Below are 22,777 nucleotides of genomic sequence, written 5' to 3'. Positions count from 1 at the left end.
CGGCCGGACGGCCATCGCGACGCTTCACCATTGCCGGCGAAGGCGGCGGTCAGGACGACTTCTGGCAATGCATGGACTGCAGGCGGCCGTACTGGCGAGGCGCCCATTGGCCGCGCCTCGTCGACATCGTCGCATCAGCGGTGGGCGCTCGGGCGACAACGCCGGGGCCCTCCGGAAACTTCTCGTGAGCTACGATTCGACGAGCCGACGGGGGCGCGCCCTCGGTCCGGACGAGGTGGTCGTGGGCTTGCACGATGGACATTCAGCGTCTGCCGAACGAGCTCACATACCGATGGGCCGGCCCGCACTGCTCTCCATCGCACTGCTTCTCGCCATCGTCGTCCTGACGCCGGCGAGCACCAGCGCGCAGTCCGCTCCCGCGGCGGCTGGCGCACAGAGCGATACGCCGCCGGCTCCAGAGATCCCGGTGCGCGACTTCGTCGAGCTCGCCGGTGTTCTTCGGACTGGCGACCGCGTCGACATCGTCGACGTCCGGAACCGCTGGCTGCGCGGCCGTCTTCGCGCGGCGATGCCGACCGGGCTCGTGCTGTCGGTTCGAGGCCACGACGAGCGCATCGACGCCGGCGACGTGCAGCAAGTCCGCCGCTTCGAGGCCGACCCGGTGCGCGACGGGTTCCTGAAGGGCGGTGCCGTCGGCGCCGGGCTCGGCGCGGCGGTGCTCGCCGGCGGATGCCACGACGCGAGCGGATGCGCCAGCGCGCTCGTGAGCAACGTGCTGACGTTCTCGCTGATCGGCGCCTACATCGATTGGCGAAACCAGCGTGCGCCCGTCGTGTTCGCGCGTCAGGCCGGCACCGTGCTGCGGCAGCGGCCTCGCGCGGACGTCACGTTCGCATTCGGCGGTGTCCGGCTCGACCTCGGCCCCGGGCGCTATCCGCTCAACTCGCCGGGCTACGCGGCCCCGAGGGACGCGCCGTCGCTCGAGGGCGCCGTCGCCTGGCGATGGACGCCGCGCACGGCGACCGAATTCGAGATTGCGTGCCTCTGCTACGACCGCACCGATACGTTCGACGGCCAGATCGTCGAGACGGCGACCAGCCACACGCTGATCTGGTACGAGCATCACTACCGTCTGCTGCGGCCGTCGATCTCGCAGTTGTACTCGCCGTGGCCGGACCGGCGCTGGCAGCCGTACGTGGGCGTTGGACTGGCGGTCAACGTGCAGTCCTCGTACGACGAACGATCCGCGAGACCGCCGGCGCCCGGTCCGCTGACCACTCGCGATCGGGACGGGTACCGCGCGCAGGGGGTCACGATATCGCCAGCCGAGCTGCCGATAGACGGCTTCTCCACCGACACGATCACCACCACGCGCACGCACGTGTTCGGCCGCCTCGGACTGAAGGTCACGGTCACGCCGCGCGCCTTTCTGACGATCGAAAGCCAGGTCGGACGCCGCGTCGTGCCGATTCGCGGCGGCATCGGCATCATGATGTTCTGACTTCCGCGGCGTCTCCGCGGGTGCCGGCGCGCTCGCCGCATCCGGCGTCGTCGCGATGTGCGCCTGAAGGCGCGCTCGGCCTGGCCGCAGCCGCGTGCGGCTCGCGCGTCAGGGGGCCGGAACGCGCAGCACGTCGGTGAGCACGCGGCCGTCCACCGGACCGAACGGCAGGCCGAGCAACCGGGCGATCGTCGGCGCGATGTCGATCGTGTTGACCGTCTCGAGCCTCGTGCCGGATGCGATGCCCCGGCCGGCCGCGATGAAGATCGCCTGGATGTCCGGATCGCTCGTCACGTAGCCGTGCGCGCCGAGGCTCCCCTCGGTCGCGTCGACGACGACCGGCAGCTCGACCGCGCCGGTGAACGCGTACCCGTCCTTCGCGACCAGCACGAGCTCGCCGATCTGATCGCTCGCAGCGGGCGACGGCAGGCCGTAGCGCGGGTAATCGGCCGGCTCGACGACGCGCTCGATGCCCTCGATGCCGGCGAGGGCGGCTCGAACCTTCCTCAGGACGTCGCCAGCCGGATCCGGCCGCGTCACGAAGCCGAACGCGGTGCCGCCCTCCGGCACGACGTACGCGTCGGCGCGCGTGATCTTGCCGTCGGCGGCGCCGATGAGCCCGGCCTGCGCGAGCGCCGCGTTCGGCCGCACCTGCCGCTTCACGCGCTTGAAGCCGTGGTCCGACGCGATGATGAACGTCGTGCGCTCGGACAGCCCGCTCTCGTCCACGGCCTTGACGATGCGCGCGACCTGATCGTCGAGGTGCGCCATGGCGGCTTGCGCCGCGAGCGTGCCGGGTCCGTAGCGATGGTGCGTCGAGTCGAGCGTCAGCAGATGGAACAGCAGGAGGTTCGGCCGGTGCGTGCGGAGGATGTGCTCGGCGGCCTGGGTCCAGATCTCGTCGCGCCAGACGATGCTGCGCGTGCCGAACTGGGCGACGTCATCCGCGGTGAGCGCGCCGGCCTGTACCATCTCGCGCGGGATCGACTCGTTCAGGCTCGGCCGCTCGCGGAACTCCCACGTGATCGTCGGCGCGTTCCACAGCGCGACCCAGTCGACCTGGGCGGTCGTCAGCCCGGCGGCGTGCGCCACGTCGTACACGGTCGGCGCCTTCACCATGTCGGCCTTGTCGCGCCATGGCTCGGTGCGCGGTGGCATGCCGGGCTCCCTGACGAGCAGGCCGTTGTAGAGCACGCGATGCCTGTCCGGGTGCACGCCCGTCACCATGGCGGTGTGGTTCGGCCACGTGACGGTCGGATCGATCGGCCGGAGCCGTTTCGCGATGGCACCGCGCGCCGCGAGCTTCCTGAGCGTTGGCACGGCGTTCGTCGGATCGTCGAGCGCCAGGGCCGGGAACCCGTCGAGCGTGATCAGCACGACGTGCGCCGTCCGGTCTGGCGCCGCGGGCGTCTGCGGCGCCGATCGCAGCGTGGCGGAGGCCGCGACAGCCGCCGACACGATCAGCGCGGCCGACCAGCGGAGCACGGGGGACTTGGTCATGGTCATGGTCATCGACGGCACGGGGATCGGCTCCTACGCTCCGGCGGCACGCTCGAGGTTCGCGAGGCCGGCCTCGAAGTCCTTGCCGACCAGCTTGTCCATCGACGTGAACACCGTCATCACGTTCATCAGGAACGGGCTCACACCGTACATCGCCCACGTCACGTCGGTGCCGCTGCCGGCCGGCGTCAGGACGAACTCCGTCGTGTTGTGGGCCTCGAAGGGCGCCAGGAAGTGGAGCCCGATCACGAGCCTCGAGGGCGGCACCGCCTCGAGGATCTCCATCCGGCCTCTGCCCGCCTTCTTGTTGCCGTCCCACTCGTAGACGGCGCCGGCGCCGCGCTCTCTGCCGCGGTGCGTGCGCCGCATCGCCGGGTCGAGCTTCTCCCAGGGCGACCACACGGGCCACTGATGGAAGTCGTTCAAGAACGAGAAGACGCGCTCGGGCGCGGCGTCGATCCGCGCGCGCCGTTCCACGCGAAACGTCTTCGGCTTGAGCGCGGCGATGCCCGCGACGACCACGATGGGAGCCACGAGGACGATGACGAGCGCGAGCCACATGGATCGACTCCTCGCAGTGCTGACGCGGCGCGCGGGATGCCCTGCGGCGCGCGCGTCAGGCGTCGGCTTTCGCTCGACTCGCCGGCGAGCGTCGCGGAGGCACCGGCCGGCCGAGCCGCCGCAGCTCTTCGACGATGCTGCTCGGCATCTCACGGCAGCCGCACGCCCGCGCGTGACCGACGTGCCACCGCACGCGCGCCGACATGCTCGCGTTCTTGGGCATGACGTGCGCCTGATGCCATTTTCTATTCAACACGATCGCTCCAACGGTCCCGGCCCGCGGTCCGGCCGGCGACGGAACGGCACCCTGCGCACTGGCCGACATGGCGACCGGATCGAACGGCGGCCGGCCGAGCGAGACGCGCGGCGATCGCGGTGGCCTGTCACGGTCGGCGCAGAATACGCGCGGACGGCCCCGCGACGCAAGCCGCGCGGCGCCGCTCGGGCCAGCCGCTGGCGGCCCGTTCGCTCAGGCGATATGGTGAAGACGATGGACGACCTTCTCACCCGCGGCGACGTCGAGCAGCTCGTCGACGCCTTCTATCTGCGCGTACGCGACGACGAGGTCCTCGGGCCGATCTTCGACGACGTCGCGCGCGTGGATTGGGCCGCGCACCTTCCGAAGATGTACGACTTCTGGCAGACCGTGCTGTTCGGGGCGGCGGCCTATCGCGGCGATCCGATGGGCGCGCACGTCGGGCTCGCGCGGATGACGCCGCTCGGCCCGCGCGAGTTCACGCGATGGCTCGCGCTGTTCGACGCGACCGTGGACGCGCTGTTCGAGGGCCCGGGCGCCGAGTCGGCAAAGGCGCGCGCGGCGCGCATCGCAGCCGTCATGCAGCATCACATCCCGATGGCGCTCACCACACCTCCTCGGCCTGCTGAAGATGACGATGCTGGTGGCGCGCGAGGATGACGAGCGTCGAGAAGAGCGTGTAGCGGACTCGGCCGTCGAACGGGGAGAGGATCCACACCTCGTCGATCGGCAGCCCTTCGGCCTCGCCCGTGAGTGCGATCTGCCGTGCCTGGTGGGTCTCGAACTCGGTCAGGACCTCACCGCGCGGCAGCGCGCCCTGCGGGACGAACGGCGCCGGGGCCCGCACACGGCCGGCAGCGAGCCGGCGTAGTGCGGCGGGCATCGGCCCCACCACCCTGCCGACGAGCCACCCCACCGCGTCCTGCCGGTAGCGCCGCCGCGCGGGCCGGCCGAGCGATCGCGCATCCCGCAGCGCCGCGACGATCAGCGGCTCGAACGCGCGGCTCGTGAGGTTCAGGTGCGCGACGCACTCGGCGATCGACCAGCGGTTCGGGTCGTGGCGCTCGGACCAGCGCTCGCCGGGCGTCGCAGCCGCCAGCCGCGCCAGCCTGGCCTGCGCGGTTTCGAGCTCGCCGACGATCGCCGCCAACTCAGGTCGCATGGCCTCTCGTCAGGTACAGGTTCGGCGCGGCCGGGCCGGCGCCCGCCACGGCGGCGGCGCACGGGAAGACGCGGTGGCTGCCATTATCGCGGAACCCGTGGCCCCACGCGGTCGCGCATGCGCCGGTTCCAGCGCCGACGTCATGAAGATGCCGTGCTGGGATGCGTCCCCCGGCCGACAGCTTTTCGCCGGTACCATGGCCGTTCGCCCTGAGCGCGAGGAGGTCCGATGCGGTTCATCACGGAATACACGGTGCTACCCCGGTCAACGTGACGCAGCAATCGCGCGGTTCAAACAGTCGCACGGCGCGCCTCCGCCTGGCGTGAAGCTGCTGGCCCGCTGGCACGACGTGGCCGGCAATCGCGGATGGACGATCTCCGAGGCCGCGGACCCGGCGCTCCTGGCCCAGTGGTCGCTGAGCTGGTCGGATCTGCTGAAGTTCGAGGTCACACCGGTGATCGACGACGAGCAGCTCGGCAGCCTGCTCGGCGGGCGCTAGCGTTCCAGCGCTCCGTGGCCGGCGGGGCGGCAACGCACCCTCGAGCGCGTCGGCCAGCGCGAGGGTCGCAGACGCGGCAACGCGCCGCCGCGAGGGAGCATCAGGCTCGATCTGCCTTGCCGTCCTATCGCAGGCGCACGGCCTCGATGACGCCCCCGGCGATCTCGTCGAGCTGCTGGCGCACGGTCAGCTTGGCGAAGACGTCTTCGAGCGACGGCACGTGCGCCAGCTCGCGCAGCCGCTGTGGCGAGTCGTCGGCCACGACCGTCCCCTCGTGCAGGATCATCACGCGCGTGCTGATGCGCTCGACGGTGTCGAGCTCGTGCGAGCTGTAGAAGATGATGCGGCCGTCGTCGGCCAGCGAGCGTACGACCGTGCGCAGCACGAGCGCCGTCGACACGTCCAGCCCCGACGCCGGCTCGTCGAGGACGACGATCCGGGGGTTGTGAAGGAGCGCGGCGGACAGCAACACTTTCTGCCGCATCCCTTTCGAGAACGACGACAGCGGCGCGTGGTAGTCGGTATCGAGCTCGAACAGGTTCAGCAGACGATCGATCTTGCGGTCGAGCAGGCCGTCGGGAATGCCCCGCAGGCGGCCGCTCAGTCGCAGGTACTCGGGCCCCGTGAGATACGTGTAGACGTGTGCCTCCTCCGGCACGTACCCGATCTGCGCCTTGTATGCGACGAGATCGCGATGGATGTCCTCACCATCGAGGAGAATAGCGCCGCTCGTGGGCGGCATCAGCCCCACGAGCATGCGGACGGTCGTGGACTTGCCCGACCCGTTGGGCCCGAGGTAGCCGAGGACTTCGCCGGGCTTCACGGCGAAGCTGACGTGCCGCACCGCGGTGAAGGCGCCGTAGCGTTTCGAGACGTCACGAACCTCGAGCATGCGTCCTCCTGCGTGGTTCACCTGCCTCGTGCGCCGTTGGCCGCGGCCGGTCTCGCGGTCGAAGATACGGCTCGTCCGACGACCTCGAGATTCAGCCGGATGACGGCGTCATCATCGTCGACGTCCGCGTTGGTGATCGCGGCCCAGCGCCCACCGGCGTGCGCCACCACCGCCCCGATGGCGAAGAGCGCGGCCTGTGCCGCGATCGGTCCAAGGCTGTTCTGCCAGCGAAGCTGCGCGGCGGCCGATTCATAGCAGAAGAGCTCGAGGCCGAGCAGCAACGCGAGCCAGCGGCTTCTGAAGCCCTCGGCCGCCGGCGGCCGCGAGCACGGCATCCCGACATAACCCCAGAGAAAGATCTCGAGCGCGAAGATGCCGGCGGTGAAGGCGACGGCGGCGCGCGCGATGCCCCACGCCGGTCCCCACAACGACGCGCCGACGGCAAGGGTCAATAGGACGCACGGCACGACGGCCAGCGCGAACAGGAGACGCCAGACCGCCGTTCGGCCCGCGAGCGGCGGGAAGTCGACGTGAAGAAACAGCCAGCGGCCCTGCAGTTCGACCGGCGTGCTGATGGCGATCCGAAAACCCAGCAGCGTGAAGAAGGCGACGACGAACGGGAAGGCGAGCTCTGGAACGGTGGACATCCCCTGCGGCGCGGCGTCACCGGCGTGAAGGTGCGCGAACGCGGGCACGAGCGCGGCGATCGCCACCGCGTACGCGAGCGCGAGTACCAGGCGCGGGGCGGGCGCGCGTCCGAGCGAGGCGAGCGCGAACTGCACGGCGGCGCGCACCGGCGACTCGCCGGCGAGGAGCCGCGGCACCTGTGCGGTCAGCCGCCGGAGCAACGGAAGCGACGGCGCGGCCGACGCCGCAATCGACCGCAGCACCACGTGACCGGCGAGCGGGAAGGCCACGAGAGCCACGGCGCACGTGACGGCGAGCGCGGCGGCACCGACACCAGCGAGCCGGTGCAGCGCGTGGGCTGGCGTGCCGGCGACCACCTCGAAGATGCCGAGAAACCACAGCGTCGGCAGCCAGGCCTGACCGGACGGCGCGGCAGCGAAGCCCGGCGCATTCAACTCGGCGGCGCCGGGCGTGGCGACACAGACGAGCAGCACCAGACCGACGAACGCCATCTGCAGTGTCGTCGACGCGCGCACGAACCGGCGTGGTCCGACCAGGAGGAGGCCGGCGGCCTGAATCGTGACCACGACGGCCATGACGAACACCGTGAGACCGGCACTGGCGGCGAAGTGCGCGAGGAACGTTCGTGTCGCGGCCGTCGGCGTGCGCACGAGGCCGAGGCCCATGCCGTACAGGAGCGAGGCGCCCGCGTGCATGCCGATCGCCAGGAGGGCGGTGTAGCGGCCGAGCGCGACGAGCTTGGCGAGAAGCATCGTCGGCCTTCGCACCGGCAGCGCGCCGAGAATCAGCGCGTCGCGCTGGTCGAGCAGCAGCGTCGGCCAGCGCCCGGCCGCGACCACCGCCACCGCCGCGCACGTCCAGACGAGATAGGACGTCACGTCAGCGCGCGCGATCGCATCGAGCGCGAGCTCGTTCCGCGACCGCGCGACCCATTCCCACTCGAAGTGCCGATAGAACGCGAACAGGATGCCGGGACCGCTGACGATGCCGACCAGCCACAGGAACGACCGCGTGGGGTCCGTACGGTTCGCCGTGTTCTCGCTTTCGAAGAACCGTGCGAAGAACACCTCAGTCAGCGCGCGAAGCTGCCCGGGCGGCGAGGTCATGACGTCGGTTGGGAACTTAGACACCGGTTGTCGCCGGGATGCCCGGATCCCGGACCGCCAGCTCCGAGCCTCACACCCGCGGCGGCTCCGCAAGACCGGGGCGACGCCGCCGGTACGGCTTGGTTTCCTCGGGATCCTTCGACGAACCGACGCCGCGCTCGGCCTGTTGAGTTCGGACGGCTACCCGCCTGGCGCCGGCGAACACCTATCGACTCCCCCCGGCCCAAGGCATCCACGCTCGTGCTCGCACCCATCCGGTCCGGCGATGTCAGCCATTCACGCGCGGGGCTCACCAATCGCGAACCGCACCACTACCCACGTTCCCCCGACGTACAACCCGGCTTGGCGAGCGTGCGCACCCATTTCGCCGAAGCGCTCACCCATCGTGAATCGCATGCCCACCCGACATCGACGTCGGCGTCACTCGACGTCGCCGCCACGCCCACCCATCGGCTCAGGCAGTCACACCCATCTCGTGTGGCACTCGCACCCGTCTTGTTTGGCGCTCGCACCCAACTTGGCTGGCACCGACACCCATCTCGTCTGGCGATCACACGTGGATGCTTCGCCGCAACCGTCTGTTACAAAAGGACTTACCAGCGAACTCGATGCACGGCCGCGCGATGGCGGTGACGGTCATCGGTACTTCGGAGCGATGAGGCGGCCGGATCGACTGGATGTCAGCGCGGACATCGCGCGCCGGGCGCCCGTGACCCGTCGCATGGCATCATGGGTCTCCATGTCCACGCCGCCCGCGCCGGACAGGCGCCGTGCCGGGGAGTCGATCGAAGACCACTGCCGCGTCTGCAAGACCGACCGGATCCACACGATCGTCGCGGTGGACGCGAACGGCTGGCCGCTGCGGGTGACGTGCGGCTACTGTGGGAGCGACCATCACTACCGTGGTGGCCCCCGCATCGGTGCCTCGAACCCGGCCCCGACTGCTCCGCCGGCCACGCCGCTCTACGGCGAGCGTCGTCCATCCGACCGCGCGCCCTTCCCCATCGTCGCCGATCGCGAACGGACCGCCGACCCTATGACGACACCTCCCGGTACTGCCGCCGATCTCGAACTGCTCCTGCGACGCGTCATCCGTGAAGAGGCCGGCATCTCAGCCGTCGTGCCGGCCGAGAAATGGCGCGGCGGCACGCTCGTGCTCCGGCCAGGCAACTCGGCATTGCAGGAGAAGACGATTCCGATCGAGACGTTCTTCCACAAGATCGTCATGCTCAGAAATCGCCTGCGCACGCTCGAACAGCAGGTGAACGCGTCCGAGCTGCCCGACGACGTCAAGATCCGGCTGCAGAGTTACGTCAGCGGGTGCTACGGCTCGCTCACCACCTTCAACGTGCTGTTCGCCGACGAGGCCGATCACTTCAAGGGCGCGGGCGGAGATTAGGGGAACAGTCTCGCGGTCGAGGCTGACCGGCGCACGATCGGTCAGTCGAAGAACGCCGCCGCCGGTTCGGCGAAGTCTGGCAACACCGTCGATCGGATCCGCGCGCGGCCGCGGAACGTCCGCGACGTCTCGACGCCGTCCTCGCCGAACCGCACGACCGTGATGGCACGGCGCTCCACGTCGATCAGCCAGTATTCGCGGGCGCCGTACTCGCCGTACCATCGGCGCTTCGAGACGCGGTCGTACCGGCGCGTGCCGCGCGATTCGACTTCCACCACGAGATCGGGCGCGCCCCACACCTGATGGCGCACGAGACGCAGCCGCTCGGTCGACAGGAACACCACGTCGGGCTGTACGATGAGACCGCGACTGCCGTCGAGCACGACGTCGAGCGGCGCGCCGGTGACCTTCCCGAGCTCGCGCGGCGCCACGTGCTGGTAAAGGAGCACCGTCGCGCGGGTGACGACCTCCTGATGTGGCCAGAACGGTGCCGGCGGCTCGCGAACCACGCCCCAGATCAGCTCGCGCTTCCGCCGATCCTCAGCACCGTCGAGATAGCTCACGACAGCTTCATGTGCCTTCATCACGCCCATCCTTCCGACGACGATGCCATCGTCGTCGTTGGAGATCAACTGCGAAGGCTGGGGATGTTGCCCGCACGGCGACCTGCCGGGATGGCTGGCATGTGGTGCCGCAGGGGCGCGGCGTCTTACTCGACGGGAACGTTGGTTACCAGCCGCCGCGCTCGTGCACGTCGCACTCCCACGGATGCTCGAGAAGCAGCGGTGCCAGCCGCACGACGGCCACGGCGAGCGGCCGCCCCGGCCACGCCCGGCATGGCGCAGGCCGTCACCGCGCGCGTATGGCCCAGCGCAGCTTGGCCGACGACGCGCGGCGATTGGCGCGCGTTTCGTCTTTCGACGATCGCGTCACGGTCCGGGACACCGCGGCGAAGAGACCCGCGCGCGCGCCGGCGCGATACGCCTGCTTCACGCGGCGATCCTCGCCCGAGTGGAACGTGAGCACGACGAGGCGGCCACCTGGCGCGAGCACGTGCGGCACGAAGGCGAGCAACGCGTCGAGCGCCGCGAGCTCGTCGTTGACCGCGATCCGCAGCGCCTGGAACGTGCGGCGGACGGACGTCTTCAGCGCGGGCTTGCCGATCCCCGGCAGCGCGCCGGCAAGTCCCAGCCGGACACGCCGTTCGAGCGCCTGCGTGGTAGGGAGCGGCGCTCGCTTCAGCAGGCTGGCGATGAGCGCGGCATGCGGTTCGTCCGCGTGAGCCGCGAGCATCGCCTCGAGATCGGTCTCCGTCGATCGTGCGAGCAGGTCGGCGGCCGTCTCGTCGCGCGTCGGGTCGAAGCGCATGTCGAGCGGGCCCGGCACCTTGTAGGAGAACCCGCGCGCCGGGCTCGCCGCCTGCATGGACGAGACGCCGAGGTCCACGAACACGCCCTGCACCGCGCTCACGCCGGCGCCAGCGAGCGCGTTCGGCAGCCCGCGGAAATCGCCGTGCACCGGCGTGAACACGTCCGGGCCAAAGCCCAGACCTCGGAGCCGGTCCGTGGTGCGCGCCAGCTCGCCGCCGTCGACGTCGAGCCCGATCAGCCGGCCGCCGGGCCGCAGGCACGGCAGGACGATCTCGGCATGTCCCCCACCGCCGAGCGTGCAGTCCACGACAACGTCGCCGGCGGTGGGCCGAAGGAACCGAAGCACCTCGGCCGGCATGATCGGACGATGCGAGGTCGACGCATGCGCGGACATCGGCTCACCATTGTGGCAGTGCCGGGCTGAGCGACGCATCGGTCTGGGCCGGGCCTCCCACTGAGAGCCTGCCGAGCGATCGGCAACGTGATCAATCCTGCAAGGCGCTGTCGCTCGCCCGCGATGTGCCGGAATGGCGGATATGCGGTGGATGAAGGCGTGAAGTCCATCAGCGGCCGGTCTTCATCGTGACGCCAGAAAGCGGATCGCGATCCGCCGAGCTACAATCGCGACGGTCGATCGAGCGGGCGACGTCGACGCGCTCGCTCGCCTCATCGAACAGGAGGACCCGTGCGTCTTGGATCGCTGATCGTGTTGCCCGCGGTGGTCGGGCTGGCCTCAGAGACCGCGGCGGGCCAGGCGGGCCGCAGCACGGCGCCGGCGGCCGCCAATCGCGCCTGCTCGCTGCTCACGAGCCAACTCGTCACGCAAGTCACGGCGTACGACAAGAAGGCGCTCGATCTGGTGATGCGCGTTCCGCCCAACGGCAGCGCGCTCGGCGCGAACGGATCGGAGTGCACGTACGGAGGGATCACGCTGCAGGTCGATCCGTTCACCGCGGCCTACTTCGAGAAGCAGCGGAACAAGACCTGGGTGCCGGTGCCGGGCGTGGGTGAGGCTGCGTACTTCAGGGACAACCGGGGAGAATGGGCCGAGCTGTACGTTCGCGCCGGCACGCACGTCATGACGATTCAGATGGACGTGCCGATGGGCCGCACGGCCGCGTCCATCCAGCCGAACGTCATCAACCTCGCGAAGACGCTCCTGCCGCAGTTGAAGTAGCGGGCTCTGGCTCGCCGAGGTTTCGCGTGGACCTTCAGCTCGGGAAGGCGTGAGCGCTGAATGACGAGCTCTGCGTGACGAGACGCTACCCGAGCCAGACGCGCGCGTTGCGGAACATCCGCATCCAGGCGCCGTCTTCTCCCCATCCGGCGGGCGCCCAGGAATTCTGAACGGTCCGGAAGACGCGCTCCGGGTGCGGCATCGTGATCGTCACGCGGCCGTCGTCCGAGCACACGGCCGCGATGGCGCTCGCCGATCCGTTCGGGTTCGAGGGAAACCGCTGGGTCGGTTGGCCGCGGGTGTCGACCCAGCGTAGCGCGACGCCACCGCGCGCCTCGAGGGCCTCGAGCGTGCCGGCGTCGCCGAACTCCGCCCGCCCCTCGCCGTGCGCGACGACGATGGGGATCTGCGAGCCGTGCATGCCGGCGAAGAGCACGGACGGGCTGCGCTCGACCCGGACGAGCGCGACGCGCGCCTCGTACTGCTCGGACAGGTTGCGGACGAAGCGCGGCCAGTGCGCGGCGCCCGGCACGATCTCGTGGAGCGCGGAGATCATCTGGCAGCCGTTGCAGATGCCGACCGAGAACGTGTCGGGGCGCGCGAAGAACGCCGCGAACTGATCGCGCGCGCGCGCGTTGAACAGGATCGTCTTGGCCCAGCCCTCTCCGGCGCCCAGCACGTCGCCGTAGGAGAAGCCGCCGCACGCCGCGAGGCCGTGGAACGCCGCCAGGTCCACCCGCCCGGTCAGCACGTCGCTCATGTGGACGTCGAACGCGTCGAATCCCGCGCGCTCGAAGGCGGCCGCCATCTCGTACTGGCCGTTCACCCCCTGCTCGCGCAGGATCGCGACGCGCGGCCGCGCGCCCGTCGCGATGTACGGCGCCGCGACGTCGTCGGCCGGCGAGTACGTGAGCGCGGCCGACAGCCCGGGATCGTCCGCGTCGAGAAGGCTCTCGTACTCCTCGCGCGCGCAGTCGGGGTTGTCGCGGCGGCTCTGCATCGCGTAGCTCAGCTCCGCCCAGGCACGGTGCAGATCGACGCGCGACGCGCGATAGCGCTCGGCACCCTCGTAGGTGAACCGCACGACGTCGCCAGGCACGGCGCGCCCGATCGCGTGCGTCATCGCGCCCAGCCCGGCCGCGGCGAACCGCTGGCGTACGGCCGCCAGGTCGCTCACGCGCACCTGGATCACGGCGCCGAGCTCCTCGTTGAAGAGCGCCGCGAGCGAATCGGGGCCGAGCGCCGTCGTGTCGACGTCGAGCCCGCAGTGCCCGGCGAACGCCATCTCCGAGAGCGCGGCGAAGAGCCCGCCGTCCGATCGATCGTGATAGGCGACGAGCAGCCGATCCTGCAGGCAGCTCTGGACGACCTCGAAGAACGCGGCGAGCCGCGCCGGATCGTCGAGGTCCGGCGGCGCGCCGCCGAGCCGGTTCCATGCGAGGGCGAGCGCCGAGCCGCCGAGCCGCGCGCGGCCCGCGCCGAGATCGACGAGGAGCAGCACGGCATCCTCGTCGGGCCGAAGCTGCGGCGTGACGACGTGCCGCACGTCGACGACCGGCGCGAACGCGGAAACGACGAGCGAGAGCGGCGCCGTGACCGAGCGCTCGGCGCCGTCGTCGCTCCATCGCGTCTGCATGGACATCGAGTCCTTGCCGACCGGAATGATCAGGCCGAGCGCCGGGCAGAGATCCATCGCGACCGCGCGGACCGTGTCGAAGAGCGCCTGGTCCTCGCCGGGCTGGCCGGCCGCGGCCATCCAGTTGGCGGAGAGCTTCACGTCGAAGAGCTTCGCGATGGGCGCGCTGGCGATGTTCGTGATCGCCTCGGCGACGGCCATGCGCCCCGACGCCGGAGCGTCGATGAGCGCGAGCGGCGCGCGCTCGCCCATCGCCATGGCCTCGCCGGCATAGCCGTCGTAGCCCGTCAGCGTGACGCCGGCATCGGCGACCGGCACCTGCCACGGGCCGACCATCTGATCCCGGCTGACCAGGCCGGTGACGCTGCGATCGCCGATCGTGACGAGGAAGCCCTTGCCGGCGACCGCCGGCATCCGGAGCACGCGGTCGGCCGCGTCGACGAGGCTCACGTCGCCGAACGACACGGCCGCGCGCGGCGCGGCGTGCCGGTTGACCGTGCGGTGCATGCGCGGCGGCTTGCCGAACAGCACGGACAGCGGCACGTCGACGGGCGCGCCGCCCAGCACGGGATCGGCGACGTGCAGGTGCGGCTCGGCGAGCGCCTCGCCGACGACGGCGAACGGGCAGCGCTCGCGCGCGCAGAGGTCACGGAAGACGTCGAGATCGCCGGGAGCGATCGCGAGCACGTAGCGCTCCTGCGCCTCGTTGCACCAGATCTCGAGCGGCGACAGCGAGGCGTCGGCGGTCGGGATCCGGCGCAGATCGATCGCGGCGCCGCGGCCGCCGTCCTTGACGAGCTCCGGCAGCGCGTTCGACAGGCCGCCGGCGCCGACGTCGTGGATGAACCGGATGGGGTTGCGATCGCCCATCTGCCAGCAGCGATCGATCACTTCCTGGCAGCGATGCTCCATCTCGGCGTTGTCGCGCTGCACCGACGCGAAGTCCAGATCGGCGTCGCTCGCGCCGGCGCTCATCGACGACGCCGCGCCGCCGCCGAGCCCGATCAGCATGGCCGGACCGCCCAGCACGACGAGCAGCGAGCCGGCGGGCATGTCGCGCTTGCGGACATGGCCCTCGCGGATGTTGCCCAGCCCGCCGGCCACCATGATCGGCTTGTGATAGCCGCGCACGCGGCCGCGATGCCGCAGCTCGAGCGTGCGGAAGTAGCCGCAGATCGCCGGCCGGCCGAACTCGTTGTTGAACGCCGCCGCGCCGATCGGCCCGTCGATCATGATCTGCATGGCCGACACGATGCGATCCGGCTTGCCGTGATCTTCCTCCCACGGCTGCTCGTACCCCGGCACGCGGAGGTTCGAGACGCTGAACCCGACCAGCCCGGCCTTGGGCCGCGCGCCGCACCCGACGGCGCCCTCGTCGCGAATCTCGCCGCCCGATCCGGTCGACGCGCCCGGATACGGCGCGATGGCCGTCGGGTGGTTGTGCGTCTCGACCTTCATCATGATGTGCACGGGCTCGGCGTGGTAGCCGAACTGCGCGGAGCCGGGCTCGGGAAAGAACCGGCGCGCCTCGTGTCCGCGGATCACCGCGGCGTTGTCGGAGTACGCGCTGAGCACGTCGCGCGTGTCGCCGCGCTCGTAGGTGTGCCGGATCATGCCGAACAGGCTGCGCGCCTGCTCGACGCCGTCCACGTCCCACGTGGCGTTGAAGATCTTGTGGCGGCAGTGCTCGCTGTTCGCCTGGGCGAACATCATCAGCTCGACGTCGGTCGGATTCCGGCCGAGCGCCGCGAACGCCGCGGAGAGATAGTCGATCTCGTCGTCGGCGAGCGCCAGGCCGAGCTCGCGGTTCGCCCGGACGAGCGCGTCGCGCCCGCCGGCGGCGAGATCGATCGTGACGAGCGGACGCGGCGATCCCTGCTCGAACAGCCGGGCGGCCTCGTCGAGATGGAAGAACACGGTCTCGACCATGCGGTCGTGCAGACCGGCGGCGATGCGCGCGCGGGCTTCGGCGACGAGCTCCGCGTCGCCCGTGACGTAGTACGCGATCCCGCGTTCCACGCGGCGGATCTTCGAGAGCCCCGCGTTGTGGGCGATGTCGGTGGCCTTGCTCGACCAGGGCGACACGGTGCCCGGGCGAGGCACGACGAGAAACAGCTCGCCGGCATCGTCCACGGCCTCGCGGCGCGGCCCGTACTGGAGCAGGCGATCGAGCACGCCGCGCTCGCGCGCGTCGAGATCGCCCGCGAGATCCGCGAAGTGGATGTACTGCGACGCGAGGGCGCTGACGCCCGCGGCGGCGTCGCGCACGGTCCCACGCAGGCGTTGCAGGCGGAAGGGGGACAGCGCTGCCGCGCCCGGAAGGATCAGCATTGCCGATCGAATTTTATAGTACGGGCCCCACGCCGGACGGCGGCGCGGTCGCCACGACGATCGTGTACCTCTGCCCGCGGTTCCCAGGGCCGGCGCCGACCCGATGCGACTCGACGCCGAAGCCGCGCGCGCGGAGGCGCCGGGCGAATGCGCGCGTGTCGTTGGCTGACCAGACCGCGAGGACGCCGCCTGGCTGGAGCGATCGATGGGCGTTCGCGATGCCCGCCTCTTCGTACAACCGGGCGTTGGCGGTGTCGGCGAACGCCACCGGCCCGTTGTCCACGTCGAGCAGGACGACGTCGAACGCCCGTGGGCGCGCGCGCATCACCGCGCCGACGTCGTCGAGCTCGACGCGCACGCGCGGATCGTCGAGCGGATGCTCGGCGAGCGACGCGAGCGGCCCGCGATTCCACGCCAGGACCTCCGGAACGAGCTCCGCCACGATCACCGACGCGGTGGCCGGCAGCGCGTCGAGCGCCGCCCGCAACGTGAACCCCATCCCGAGGCCGCCGATCAGGACCACGGGCGCGGCGATCGCGCTCGCGCGGCGGCATCCGAGCCGTGCGAGGACGTCCTCCGAGTAGTGCGTCCGGCTCGACATCAGGCTGCGGCCGTCGGCCAGAATCGCGAACTCGCTCACGTGCCTCGTGAGGGTGAGCTCCGTGTCGTGAGGGGTGCGTGCCCTGGCGAGCACCTCCCAGGGCTTCACGTGCGCGGTGAGGCCGCCTTGCGACGGGTGCCCTGCTTGCGGACGAGCGAAGGCCGGGTATCGGCCGGGCCGGGCCGGGGGTGCTTCTGGGCGATGTGGACCGACAGCCGGTTCACGGCCACGTCCTCACCGCAGAACCGGCACTGCGTCTTGCCGGCCGAGACGTACACACGCTGCATATCGTTCCAGCATGGCCGCGCCCCGGCCCCCCGTCAAGCGCCTCAGCGTGCTATTTCTTTGCGCCCGGCGCGCGGTAGCGCACGGCTTTCTTCGCGGCCGCGTCGATCTCTTCGCACGTGATGAGGGGCGTCGTCTTGAGCGTCACGGCCCCTGTCGCGCCCACCGCCAACGACAGCGCGGCCGCCGTGACGTTGTCGGGCAGGTCGACGATGATGACGACGTCGCGGATGCCGAAGGCGTAGTAGAAGGCCTCCAACGTCCCGCCCACCGACTTCGTGGCGGCTTCGACCGCGGCGCGTCGCTTCGAGCCGCCGTCCTTGATCAGCCCGCTCGTCCCCTGCTGAGAGTAGTCGGCCTCGCACAGATACTTGGGCATCGTGACCTCGTCGCCTCGTCGACTCGCGCCGCCACGGCGCGATCGACGCTCATGGCAGACGCACCATAGCAGATCGGGACCGCGGCGGCTGACGAATCGGTCAGGTCAACCCGACGGTCCGTCCGTCGGCGTCGATGTCGATGCCCATGAAGGCCGGCGTGCGTCCGAGGCCGGGCATGCGCTGCATCTCGCCGCACAGCGCCACGACGAAGCCGGCGCCGGCGCTGGGCACGAGGCCGCGCACCGGCAGCACGAAGTTCCTCGGCCGGTTGCGCAACGCCGGGTCGTGCGAGAGCGACAGGTGCGTCTTGGCCATGCACACGGGTGCCGCGCCGAGGCCGAGCGCCGTGAGCCGGGCGAGATCCTGCGTGGCCGACGTCTCGAGATCGATGCGGCTCGCGCCGTAGAGCCGCGTGGCGATGGCGCGGATCTGTTCCTCGACGGGCGTGCCGGGCGGCGACAGCGGCGCGAAGCGCGACGGCTGCTCGCACGCGGCCGCGACGGCCGATGCGAGATCGGTCGAGCCGGCGCCGCCCTGTCCGTAGCCGTCGTGCGCCACGACCACGTCGGCCCCCGCCTCGCGCGCGAGCCGTCCAACGAGCTCCAGCTCGCCGGCCGTGTCGCTCGGGAAGCGATTGACGGCGACGACGCACGGCAGCCCGTACTGCCGCACGATGTCGATGTGCGCGGCAAGGTTCTCGGCGCCGCGCGCGATGGCGTCCGGATTCTCGAACGCCAGCGACTCGAACGGGACGCCGCCGTGCGACTTCAGGGCCCGCACGGTCGTGACGAGCACGGCCGCGCTCGGTGCGACGCCGGCGGCCGGGCACACGATGTCGCAGAACTTCTGGAAGCCGAGATCGCTCGCGAAGCCGGCCTCCGTGACGACGAGATCGGCGAGCTTCAACGCGACGCGAGCGGCGAGCACGGAGCTGGCGCCGTGCGCGATGTTGCCGAACGGGCCCGCGTGCACCAGCGCCGGCTGCCCCTCGCCCGTCTGCACGAGGTTCGGCAGGAGCGCCTGCTTCATGATGACCGTCATCGCGCCGGCCACCCGCAGATCCTCGGCCGTCACCGGCGCGCCGGCCGCGTCGCTGGCCACGACGATCCGGCCGAGCCGGCGCCGGAGGTCGGCGAGATCGACGGCGAGCGCGAGCACGGCCATGACCTCGGAGGCCGCGGTGATGACGAACTGCCCTTCACGCGGCGTCCCGTGCGGCTTGCCGCCGAGCCCGCCGACGAAGTACCGCAACTGCCGCTCGTTCATGTCCACCGTGCGCGGCCAGACGACCGAGCTCGGATCGATGCGGAGCGGGTTGCCGTGGTAGATCGACGCGTCGATCGCGGCGGCCAGCAGGTTGTGCGCCGCCGCGACGGCGTGGAAGTCGCCGTTGAGGTGGAGGTTGATCTCCTCCATCGGCACGAGCTGCGCGCGGCCGCCGCCGGTGCCGCCGCCCTTCGTGCCGAACACCGGGCCCATCGACGGCTGCCGGAGCGCGAGCATGACGCGGCGGCCGATACGTCCGAGCCCTTCGGCGAGCGCGATGCTCGTCGTGGTCTTGCCTTCACCGGCCTTCGTCGGCGTGATCGCCGTGACGATCACCAGCTTGCCGTCGGGCCGATCGGCGAGCCGGCGCAGCACCGAGAGCCGCACTTTGCCGCGATGCGCGCCGCACACGTCGAGCTCGTCGGGCAGAAGGCCCGCGGAAGCGGCGACATCGGCGATGGGACGGGGCGGCACGGAGAGGGAACGCTCGAGCGGTTCTGAGTGATGAGTTGTGCGCGATGAGTGGTGCTCTATGAGTTGTGCGCTGTGACTGGCCGCGCATAGTCTGACACGACTCAACTCGGAACGCACGATTTCACGATTCTTCGCGCCGCTCCCTCCACCCCAGCCCATCCTCCGTGCGTCCGCGAGGACGGTACTCGCAGCCGATCCAGCCGGAATAGCCGACCTCGTCGAGCACCCGGAAGATGTGCCGGTAATCCACCTCGCCCTCGTCTGGCTCGTGACGATCCGGCACGCCCGCGACCTGGACGTGGACGATCGCGCCGGCGTACCGCCGGAGCTTCGTCGTGAGATCCCCCTCGGCGACCTGCGTGTGGTACAGGTCCATCTGCAGCTTGAGGTTCGGCTCGCCGACCGCCTCGCGGATCGCGTCGGCGTCCGCCCACGTGGTCAGGAAGTAGCCGGGCATGTCGCGCGCGTTGAGCGTCTCGATCACGACCGTGCGGCCGTGCCGCGCGGCTTCACGCGCGGCGAATCGCAGGTTCTCGACGTAGGTGGCGCGATGGCGGGCGCGGTCGCCTCCTGGCGGCACGATGCCGGCGAGCGGATGGAACTGCGGCGTGCGGAGCGTCTCGGCGTACGCGAGCGCCTGCGCGACGCTTCGCCGGAATTCTTCTTCGCGCCCGGGCAACGACGCGATGCCACGCTCGCCGGCGGCCCAATCGCCCGGGCCGATGTTGAAGCCGAGGTTCACCAGACGGTGACGCTCGAGCTCGCGCGCGATCGCCTCCGCCGGCGTGTCGAACGGCACGAGCAGCTCGACCGCCGCGAACCCGGCGCGCGCCGCCGCGCCGAACCGCTCGAGGAACGGCCGCTCGGTGAACAGGAATCCCAGGTTCGCCGCGAACTTCCGCATCCCGACGATCATAGCGTTTGCCTGTAGACTGTCGGCGCGCTGACGATGACGTCGCCCGCCGTGTCTGCTCCGCTCGAAGACGCCGTCTATCGCAAGGTCACCTGGCGGCTGCTCCCCTTCCTGATGGTCTGCTACGTGGTCGCGTATCTCGACCGCGTGAACGTCGGCTTCGCCAAGCTCGAGATGCTGCAGGATCTGCAGTTCAGCGAGACGATCTACGGCCTCGGCGCCGGCATGTTCTTCATCGGCTACTTCCTGTTCGAGGTGCCGAGCAACGTCGTCCTCCACCGCGTCGGCGCCCGTCTGTGGATCGGCCGCATCATGATCTCGTGGGGGCTGGTGTCGGCCGCGTTCGTGTTCGTCGAGACGCCGCTCACGTTCTACGCGCTCCGCTTCCTGCTGGGCATCGCGGAGGCCGGCTTCTACCCGGGCATCATCCTGTATCTGACCTACTGGTTTCCCAGCGACCGCCGCGCGCGCGTGATCGCGCTCTTCATGACAGCCATCCCGGTGTCGGGCATCTTCGGCGGGCCGCTCTCGGGCTGGATCATGGCCGCATTCCACGGCACGAGCGGCTGGGCCGGCTGGCAGTGGCTGTTCGTCATCGAAGCGATCCCCGCGCTCGTGCTCGGCGTCGCCGTCATGTTCTACCTCGACAACGGCATCCGGCCGGCGCGATGGCTCACCGAGGACGAGAAGCGGCTGCTCGAACAGCGCCTCGCCGACGACGCCGCGGGCATCGTCGAACATCCGTCGGTGCGGGCGGTGCTGGCCGACCGGCGGATCTGGCTGATGTCGTTCATCTACTTCTGCGCCGTCATGGGACAGTACGGCCTCACGTTCTGGATGCCGACGCTCGTGCAGGCGGCCGGCGTCAGCGGCACGTTCGAGATCGGGCTGCTCACCGCGATCCCCTACACCGTCGCGGTGGTCGCGATGCTGCTGTTCGGCCGCAGCGCCGACCGGCGGCGCGAGCGTCGCTGGCACGCCGCCATCCCGCTGCTGCTCGGCGCCGTGGGCTTGTGCCTCACCGCGCAAGCCGGCGCCAGGACCGGGCTCGCCGTGACGTGCCTGTCGATCGCGGCGGCGGGCCTGATCAGCTCGACGCCGCTCTTCTGGGGTCTGCCGACGGCGTTTCTGACCGGCACGGCCGCCGCGGCCGGCATCGCGGCCATCAACTCCATCGGAAACCTCGCCGGCTTCGTGAGCCCGTACGTCGTCGGCTGGCTGCGCGACGTGACCCACAGCCCCGAGACGGGCCTGTACGTCGTGGCGGCCGTCCAGATCGTGGGCGCGGCCGCGATCTTCACGGTGCCGAGGGGAAGATGAAGAAGACGGAAGCAGACCGAAACGGAGTAGCCGCGAGCCGTGGGCGTTGAGTCATGAGCGGGCGTCTCGCCGGCAAGACGGCGTTCATCACGGCGGCTGGACAGGGCATCGGGCGGGCGATTGCGGAAGCGTTCGCGCGCGAGGGCGCCGCGGTCGTCGCGACGGACGTCAACGGCGCGGCCCTGGATGATCTGGCCGCGCGGACGCGCCGTGCGACGCTCGCGCTCGACGTGACCGACAAGGCGGCGATCGCCGACGCGGCCGAGCGGTTCACCGGCGTGACGGTGCTCGTCAACTGCGCCGGGTACGTGCATGCCGGATCGATCCTCGAGTGCGACGAGGAGGCGTTCGATCGCTCTGTCGACGTGAACGTCCGGTCGATGTACCGGGTGATCCGCGCGTTCCTGCCGGGCATGCTCGCGCGCGGCGGCGGATCGATCGTCAACATCGCGTCGATCGCCGGCGTCACCCGCGGCGTCCCGAACCGGTTCGTGTACTGCACGACGAAGGCCGCGGTGGCCGGGCTCACCCGCGCGATCGCGGCCGACTACGTCACGACCGGCATCCGCTGCAATGCGATCTGCCCCGGCACGGTCGACTCGCCGTCGCTCCGCGAGCGGATCGCCGCGCAGGCCGTGGCGAGCGACGAGAGCGCGGAGGCCGTGCTCGCCGCCTTCAAGGCTCGGCAGCCGATGGGACGCCTCGGCCGCCCCGAGGAGATCGCCGCGCTCGCCGTGTACCTCGCCTCCGACGAGTCCGCGTTCACCACCGGCACGCTCCAGGTCATCGACGGCGGATGGTCGGGATAGGCCGAGGCTTACGGCTGACGTCGCGCGCCAGCGCGCGAAAGGCGGCGAGCATCTCGTCGTACGAGAAGTTCGCGTTCCGGCCGCTGGGGTTGGGCACCACGAAGACGCGCGCGGATTCGAACGTGTCGGCTTGCAAGCCGAGCGCGACCGGCGTGATCCGGGACCCGCCGCGCACGGCGCGATAGACGGTGACGCCGACGAACGCCACGACTTCGGGCCGCCAGCGCCGTACTTTCCGCCGCAGCTTCCGCACGCCCTCGACGTACTCGTCCGGACGCAGCGCGTCGATGCCGGGCGTCGCGCGCGCGATGAGGTTCGTGATGCCAAGGGCCCACTCGGGCAGCCGGCGATCGTCGGCATATCCGATCGGCTCGGGCACGAGACCCGAGTCGAACAGGAGCTTCCAGAACCGGTTCGAGTACCCCGCGAAGTGATGCCCGGTCAGCGCCGATCGAATCCCGGGATTGATGCCGACGAAGAGCACGCGGACCGGAGGGCGAACCGCGTCGCGGAGCGGGGGGAAGGAAGGCACGGTCGACGATAGGAGCTTGGCCAGGTTCTCGTGCTAGAAGCCGTAGCGGCCGTGCTGGATTACCGCACGCTGGACATCACGTGCCGGTCCCCGGAGGAAGCGATCGCGTGCCCAGAGCGCCAGCGGCTCTACCCGGCATCGCACGTGTGCCGCTCCAGCCATCGGCCGTCCAAGAGCACAGCGCTCAGCACTCACGAC

At 70.7% G+C, this 22,777-nt stretch carries 21 protein-coding genes and 1 pseudogene; 8 read left to right on the top strand and 14 right to left on the bottom strand.

All coding sequences use genetic code 11. The features are described 5' to 3' along the window. Window positions 1-71 precede the first annotated feature (71 nt). Both IT184_15610 and IT184_15605 read left to right on the top strand, forming a co-directional pair. Window positions 72-188 carry a hypothetical protein gene (locus tag IT184_15610; GenBank protein MCC7010233.1) on the top strand — a complete coding sequence of 39 codons (117 nt, stop codon included), beginning with the start codon at window positions 72-74 and terminating at the stop codon, window positions 186-188. A 104-nt stretch (window positions 189-292) separates the two neighbouring features. Continuing rightward, window positions 293-1,462: a hypothetical protein gene (locus IT184_15605; protein ID MCC7010232.1), complete on the top strand. Its 1,170-nt coding sequence runs from the start codon at window positions 293-295 to the stop codon at window positions 1,460-1,462. A gap of 108 nt (window positions 1,463-1,570) precedes the next feature. On the opposite strand, the gene IT184_15600 is transcribed toward IT184_15605, so the two are convergent. Together IT184_15600 and IT184_15595 are read right to left on the bottom strand one after the other, a co-directional pair. Continuing rightward, window positions 1,571-2,962 (bottom strand): alkaline phosphatase family protein, encoded by a 1,392-nt coding sequence (locus tag IT184_15600; protein MCC7010231.1) that lies wholly within the window; start codon window positions 2,960-2,962, stop codon window positions 1,571-1,573. A gap of 33 nt (window positions 2,963-2,995) precedes the next feature. Then, window positions 2,996-3,523 carry an SRPBCC family protein gene (locus tag IT184_15595; protein MCC7010230.1) on the bottom strand — a complete coding sequence of 176 codons (528 nt, stop codon included), beginning with the start codon at window positions 3,521-3,523 and terminating at the stop codon, window positions 2,996-2,998. A 490-nt stretch (window positions 3,524-4,013) separates the two neighbouring features. Here IT184_15595 and IT184_15590 point away from each other — a divergent pair, with 490 nt between their 5' ends. Continuing rightward, a complete protein-coding gene (locus IT184_15590) occupies window positions 4,014-4,439 on the top strand; it encodes a group III truncated hemoglobin (protein ID MCC7010229.1) in 426 nt (141 codons plus the stop codon). On the opposite strand, the gene IT184_15585 is transcribed toward IT184_15590, so the two are convergent. Then, window positions 4,384-4,941 carry a DinB family protein gene (locus IT184_15585; protein MCC7010228.1) on the bottom strand — a complete coding sequence of 186 codons (558 nt, stop codon included), beginning with the start codon at window positions 4,939-4,941 and terminating at the stop codon, window positions 4,384-4,386. The two genes, IT184_15590 and IT184_15585, sit on opposite strands and share 56 nt — an antisense overlap. A 228-nt stretch (window positions 4,942-5,169) precedes the next feature. Here IT184_15585 and IT184_15580 point away from each other — a divergent pair. Further along, window positions 5,170-5,440 (top strand): annotated as a pseudogene (locus IT184_15580) (DUF3303 family protein). Between the two features lie 124 nt (window positions 5,441-5,564). Here the strand turns inward: IT184_15580 and IT184_15575 are convergent. Together IT184_15575 and IT184_15570 are read right to left on the bottom strand one after the other, a co-directional pair. Then, complete coding sequence (locus tag IT184_15575) at window positions 5,565-6,332, bottom strand: ABC transporter ATP-binding protein (protein ID MCC7010227.1); 768 nt, start codon at window positions 6,330-6,332, stop codon at window positions 5,565-5,567. 17 nt (window positions 6,333-6,349) lie between these two features. Beyond that, on the bottom strand, window positions 6,350-8,110 hold the full coding sequence (locus tag IT184_15570) for a hypothetical protein (protein ID MCC7010226.1): 1,761 nt from the start codon (window positions 8,108-8,110) through the stop codon (window positions 6,350-6,352). Window positions 8,111-8,825: 715 nt separating this feature from the next. Between IT184_15570 and IT184_15565 the strand changes: the two genes are divergently transcribed. Continuing rightward, complete coding sequence (locus IT184_15565; GenBank protein MCC7010225.1) at window positions 8,826-9,485, top strand: hypothetical protein; 660 nt, start codon at window positions 8,826-8,828, stop codon at window positions 9,483-9,485. A 41-nt stretch (window positions 9,486-9,526) separates the two neighbouring features. Here the strand turns inward: IT184_15565 and IT184_15560 are convergent, their stop codons facing one another. After that, entirely contained in the window at window positions 9,527-10,069 is a 543-nt protein-coding gene (locus tag IT184_15560) for a Uma2 family endonuclease (GenBank protein ID MCC7010224.1), read from the bottom strand. A gap of 265 nt (window positions 10,070-10,334) precedes the next feature. Further along, window positions 10,335-11,249, bottom strand: a complete 915-nt coding sequence (gene rsmH / locus IT184_15555; GenBank protein ID MCC7010223.1) for a 16S rRNA (cytosine(1402)-N(4))-methyltransferase RsmH — start codon at window positions 11,247-11,249, stop codon at window positions 10,335-10,337. Window positions 11,250-11,540: 291 nt separating this feature from the next. Here rsmH and IT184_15550 point away from each other — a divergent pair, with 291 nt between their 5' ends. Next, window positions 11,541-12,032 (top strand): hypothetical protein, encoded by a 492-nt coding sequence (locus IT184_15550; protein ID MCC7010222.1) that lies wholly within the window; start codon window positions 11,541-11,543, stop codon window positions 12,030-12,032. Between the two features lie 85 nt (window positions 12,033-12,117). On the opposite strand, the gene purL is transcribed toward IT184_15550, so the two are convergent. From purL to IT184_15520, 6 genes are all read right to left on the bottom strand, one after another. Continuing rightward, the gene (gene purL / locus IT184_15545) at window positions 12,118-15,999 is read right to left on the bottom strand and encodes a phosphoribosylformylglycinamidine synthase (protein MCC7010221.1); all 3,882 of its coding nucleotides are present in this window, start codon (window positions 15,997-15,999) and stop codon (window positions 12,118-12,120) included. Between the two features lie 13 nt (window positions 16,000-16,012). After that, window positions 16,013-16,600 carry a hypothetical protein gene (locus IT184_15540; protein ID MCC7010220.1) on the bottom strand — a complete coding sequence of 196 codons (588 nt, stop codon included), beginning with the start codon at window positions 16,598-16,600 and terminating at the stop codon, window positions 16,013-16,015. 104 nt (window positions 16,601-16,704) lie between these two features. Then, complete coding sequence (locus IT184_15535; GenBank protein MCC7010219.1) at window positions 16,705-16,887, bottom strand: hypothetical protein; 183 nt, start codon at window positions 16,885-16,887, stop codon at window positions 16,705-16,707. 50 nt (window positions 16,888-16,937) lie between these two features. After that, complete coding sequence (locus tag IT184_15530; GenBank protein ID MCC7010218.1) at window positions 16,938-17,264, bottom strand: GYD domain-containing protein; 327 nt, start codon at window positions 17,262-17,264, stop codon at window positions 16,938-16,940. 100 nt (window positions 17,265-17,364) lie between these two features. Beyond that, window positions 17,365-19,164 (bottom strand): formate--tetrahydrofolate ligase, encoded by a 1,800-nt coding sequence (locus IT184_15525; GenBank protein MCC7010217.1) that lies wholly within the window; start codon window positions 19,162-19,164, stop codon window positions 17,365-17,367. After that, window positions 19,127-19,909 (bottom strand): TIM barrel protein, encoded by a 783-nt coding sequence (locus IT184_15520; GenBank protein ID MCC7010216.1) that lies wholly within the window; start codon window positions 19,907-19,909, stop codon window positions 19,127-19,129. Before IT184_15520 ends, IT184_15525 begins: the two co-directional genes overlap by 38 nt. Window positions 19,910-19,954: 45 nt before the next feature. Here IT184_15520 and IT184_15515 point away from each other — a divergent pair, with 45 nt between their 5' ends. Together IT184_15515 and IT184_15510 are read left to right on the top strand one after the other, a co-directional pair. Continuing rightward, window positions 19,955-21,238 (top strand): MFS transporter, encoded by a 1,284-nt coding sequence (locus IT184_15515; GenBank protein ID MCC7010215.1) that lies wholly within the window; start codon window positions 19,955-19,957, stop codon window positions 21,236-21,238. A gap of 53 nt (window positions 21,239-21,291) precedes the next feature. Continuing rightward, the gene (locus tag IT184_15510) at window positions 21,292-22,047 is read left to right on the top strand and encodes an SDR family oxidoreductase (protein ID MCC7010214.1); all 756 of its coding nucleotides are present in this window, start codon (window positions 21,292-21,294) and stop codon (window positions 22,045-22,047) included. On the opposite strand, the gene IT184_15505 is transcribed toward IT184_15510, so the two are convergent. Beyond that, entirely contained in the window at window positions 22,022-22,579 is a 558-nt protein-coding gene (locus tag IT184_15505) for a mismatch-specific DNA-glycosylase (protein MCC7010213.1), read from the bottom strand. The genes IT184_15510 and IT184_15505 overlap by 26 nt on opposite strands. Window positions 22,580-22,777 lie beyond the last annotated feature (198 nt).

The sequence above is a fragment of the Acidobacteriota bacterium genome (assembly GCA_020853395.1).
Classification (GTDB): Bacteria; Acidobacteriota; Vicinamibacteria; order Vicinamibacterales; family SCN-69-37; genus JADYYY01.
This window is presented reverse-complemented; position numbering and strand designations above follow the sequence as displayed.

Coding starts and splice junctions, on each gene's coding strand:
- IT184_15610 (MCC7010233.1), top strand. CDS start 72: ATGGACTGCAGGCGGCCGTACTGGCGAGGCGCCCATTGGCCGCGCCTC.
- IT184_15605 (MCC7010232.1), top strand. CDS start 293: ATGGGCCGGCCCGCACTGCTCTCCATCGCACTGCTTCTCGCCATCGTC.
- IT184_15600 (MCC7010231.1), bottom strand. CDS start 2,962: ATGACCAAGTCCCCCGTGCTCCGCTGGTCGGCCGCGCTGATCGTGTCG.
- IT184_15595 (MCC7010230.1), bottom strand. CDS start 3,523: ATGTGGCTCGCGCTCGTCATCGTCCTCGTGGCTCCCATCGTGGTCGTC.
- IT184_15590 (MCC7010229.1), top strand. CDS start 4,014: ATGGACGACCTTCTCACCCGCGGCGACGTCGAGCAGCTCGTCGACGCC.
- IT184_15585 (MCC7010228.1), bottom strand. CDS start 4,941: ATGCGACCTGAGTTGGCGGCGATCGTCGGCGAGCTCGAAACCGCGCAG.
- IT184_15575 (MCC7010227.1), bottom strand. CDS start 6,332: ATGCTCGAGGTTCGTGACGTCTCGAAACGCTACGGCGCCTTCACCGCG.
- IT184_15565 (MCC7010225.1), top strand. CDS start 8,826: ATGTCCACGCCGCCCGCGCCGGACAGGCGCCGTGCCGGGGAGTCGATC.
- IT184_15560 (MCC7010224.1), bottom strand. CDS start 10,069: ATGAAGGCACATGAAGCTGTCGTGAGCTATCTCGACGGTGCTGAGGAT.
- rsmH (MCC7010223.1), bottom strand. CDS start 11,249: ATGTCCGCGCATGCGTCGACCTCGCATCGTCCGATCATGCCGGCCGAG.
- purL (MCC7010221.1), bottom strand. CDS start 15,999: ATGCTGATCCTTCCGGGCGCGGCAGCGCTGTCCCCCTTCCGCCTGCAA.
- IT184_15540 (MCC7010220.1), bottom strand. CDS start 16,600: ATGTCGAGCCGGACGCACTACTCGGAGGACGTCCTCGCACGGCTCGGA.
- IT184_15535 (MCC7010219.1), bottom strand. CDS start 16,887: ATGCAGCGTGTGTACGTCTCGGCCGGCAAGACGCAGTGCCGGTTCTGC.
- IT184_15530 (MCC7010218.1), bottom strand. CDS start 17,264: ATGCCCAAGTATCTGTGCGAGGCCGACTACTCTCAGCAGGGGACGAGC.
- IT184_15525 (MCC7010217.1), bottom strand. CDS start 19,164: ATGGGCTGGGGTGGAGGGAGCGGCGCGAAGAATCGTGAAATCGTGCGT.
- IT184_15520 (MCC7010216.1), bottom strand. CDS start 19,909: ATGCGGAAGTTCGCGGCGAACCTGGGATTCCTGTTCACCGAGCGGCCG.
- IT184_15515 (MCC7010215.1), top strand. CDS start 19,955: ATGACGTCGCCCGCCGTGTCTGCTCCGCTCGAAGACGCCGTCTATCGC.
- IT184_15510 (MCC7010214.1), top strand. CDS start 21,292: ATGAGCGGGCGTCTCGCCGGCAAGACGGCGTTCATCACGGCGGCTGGA.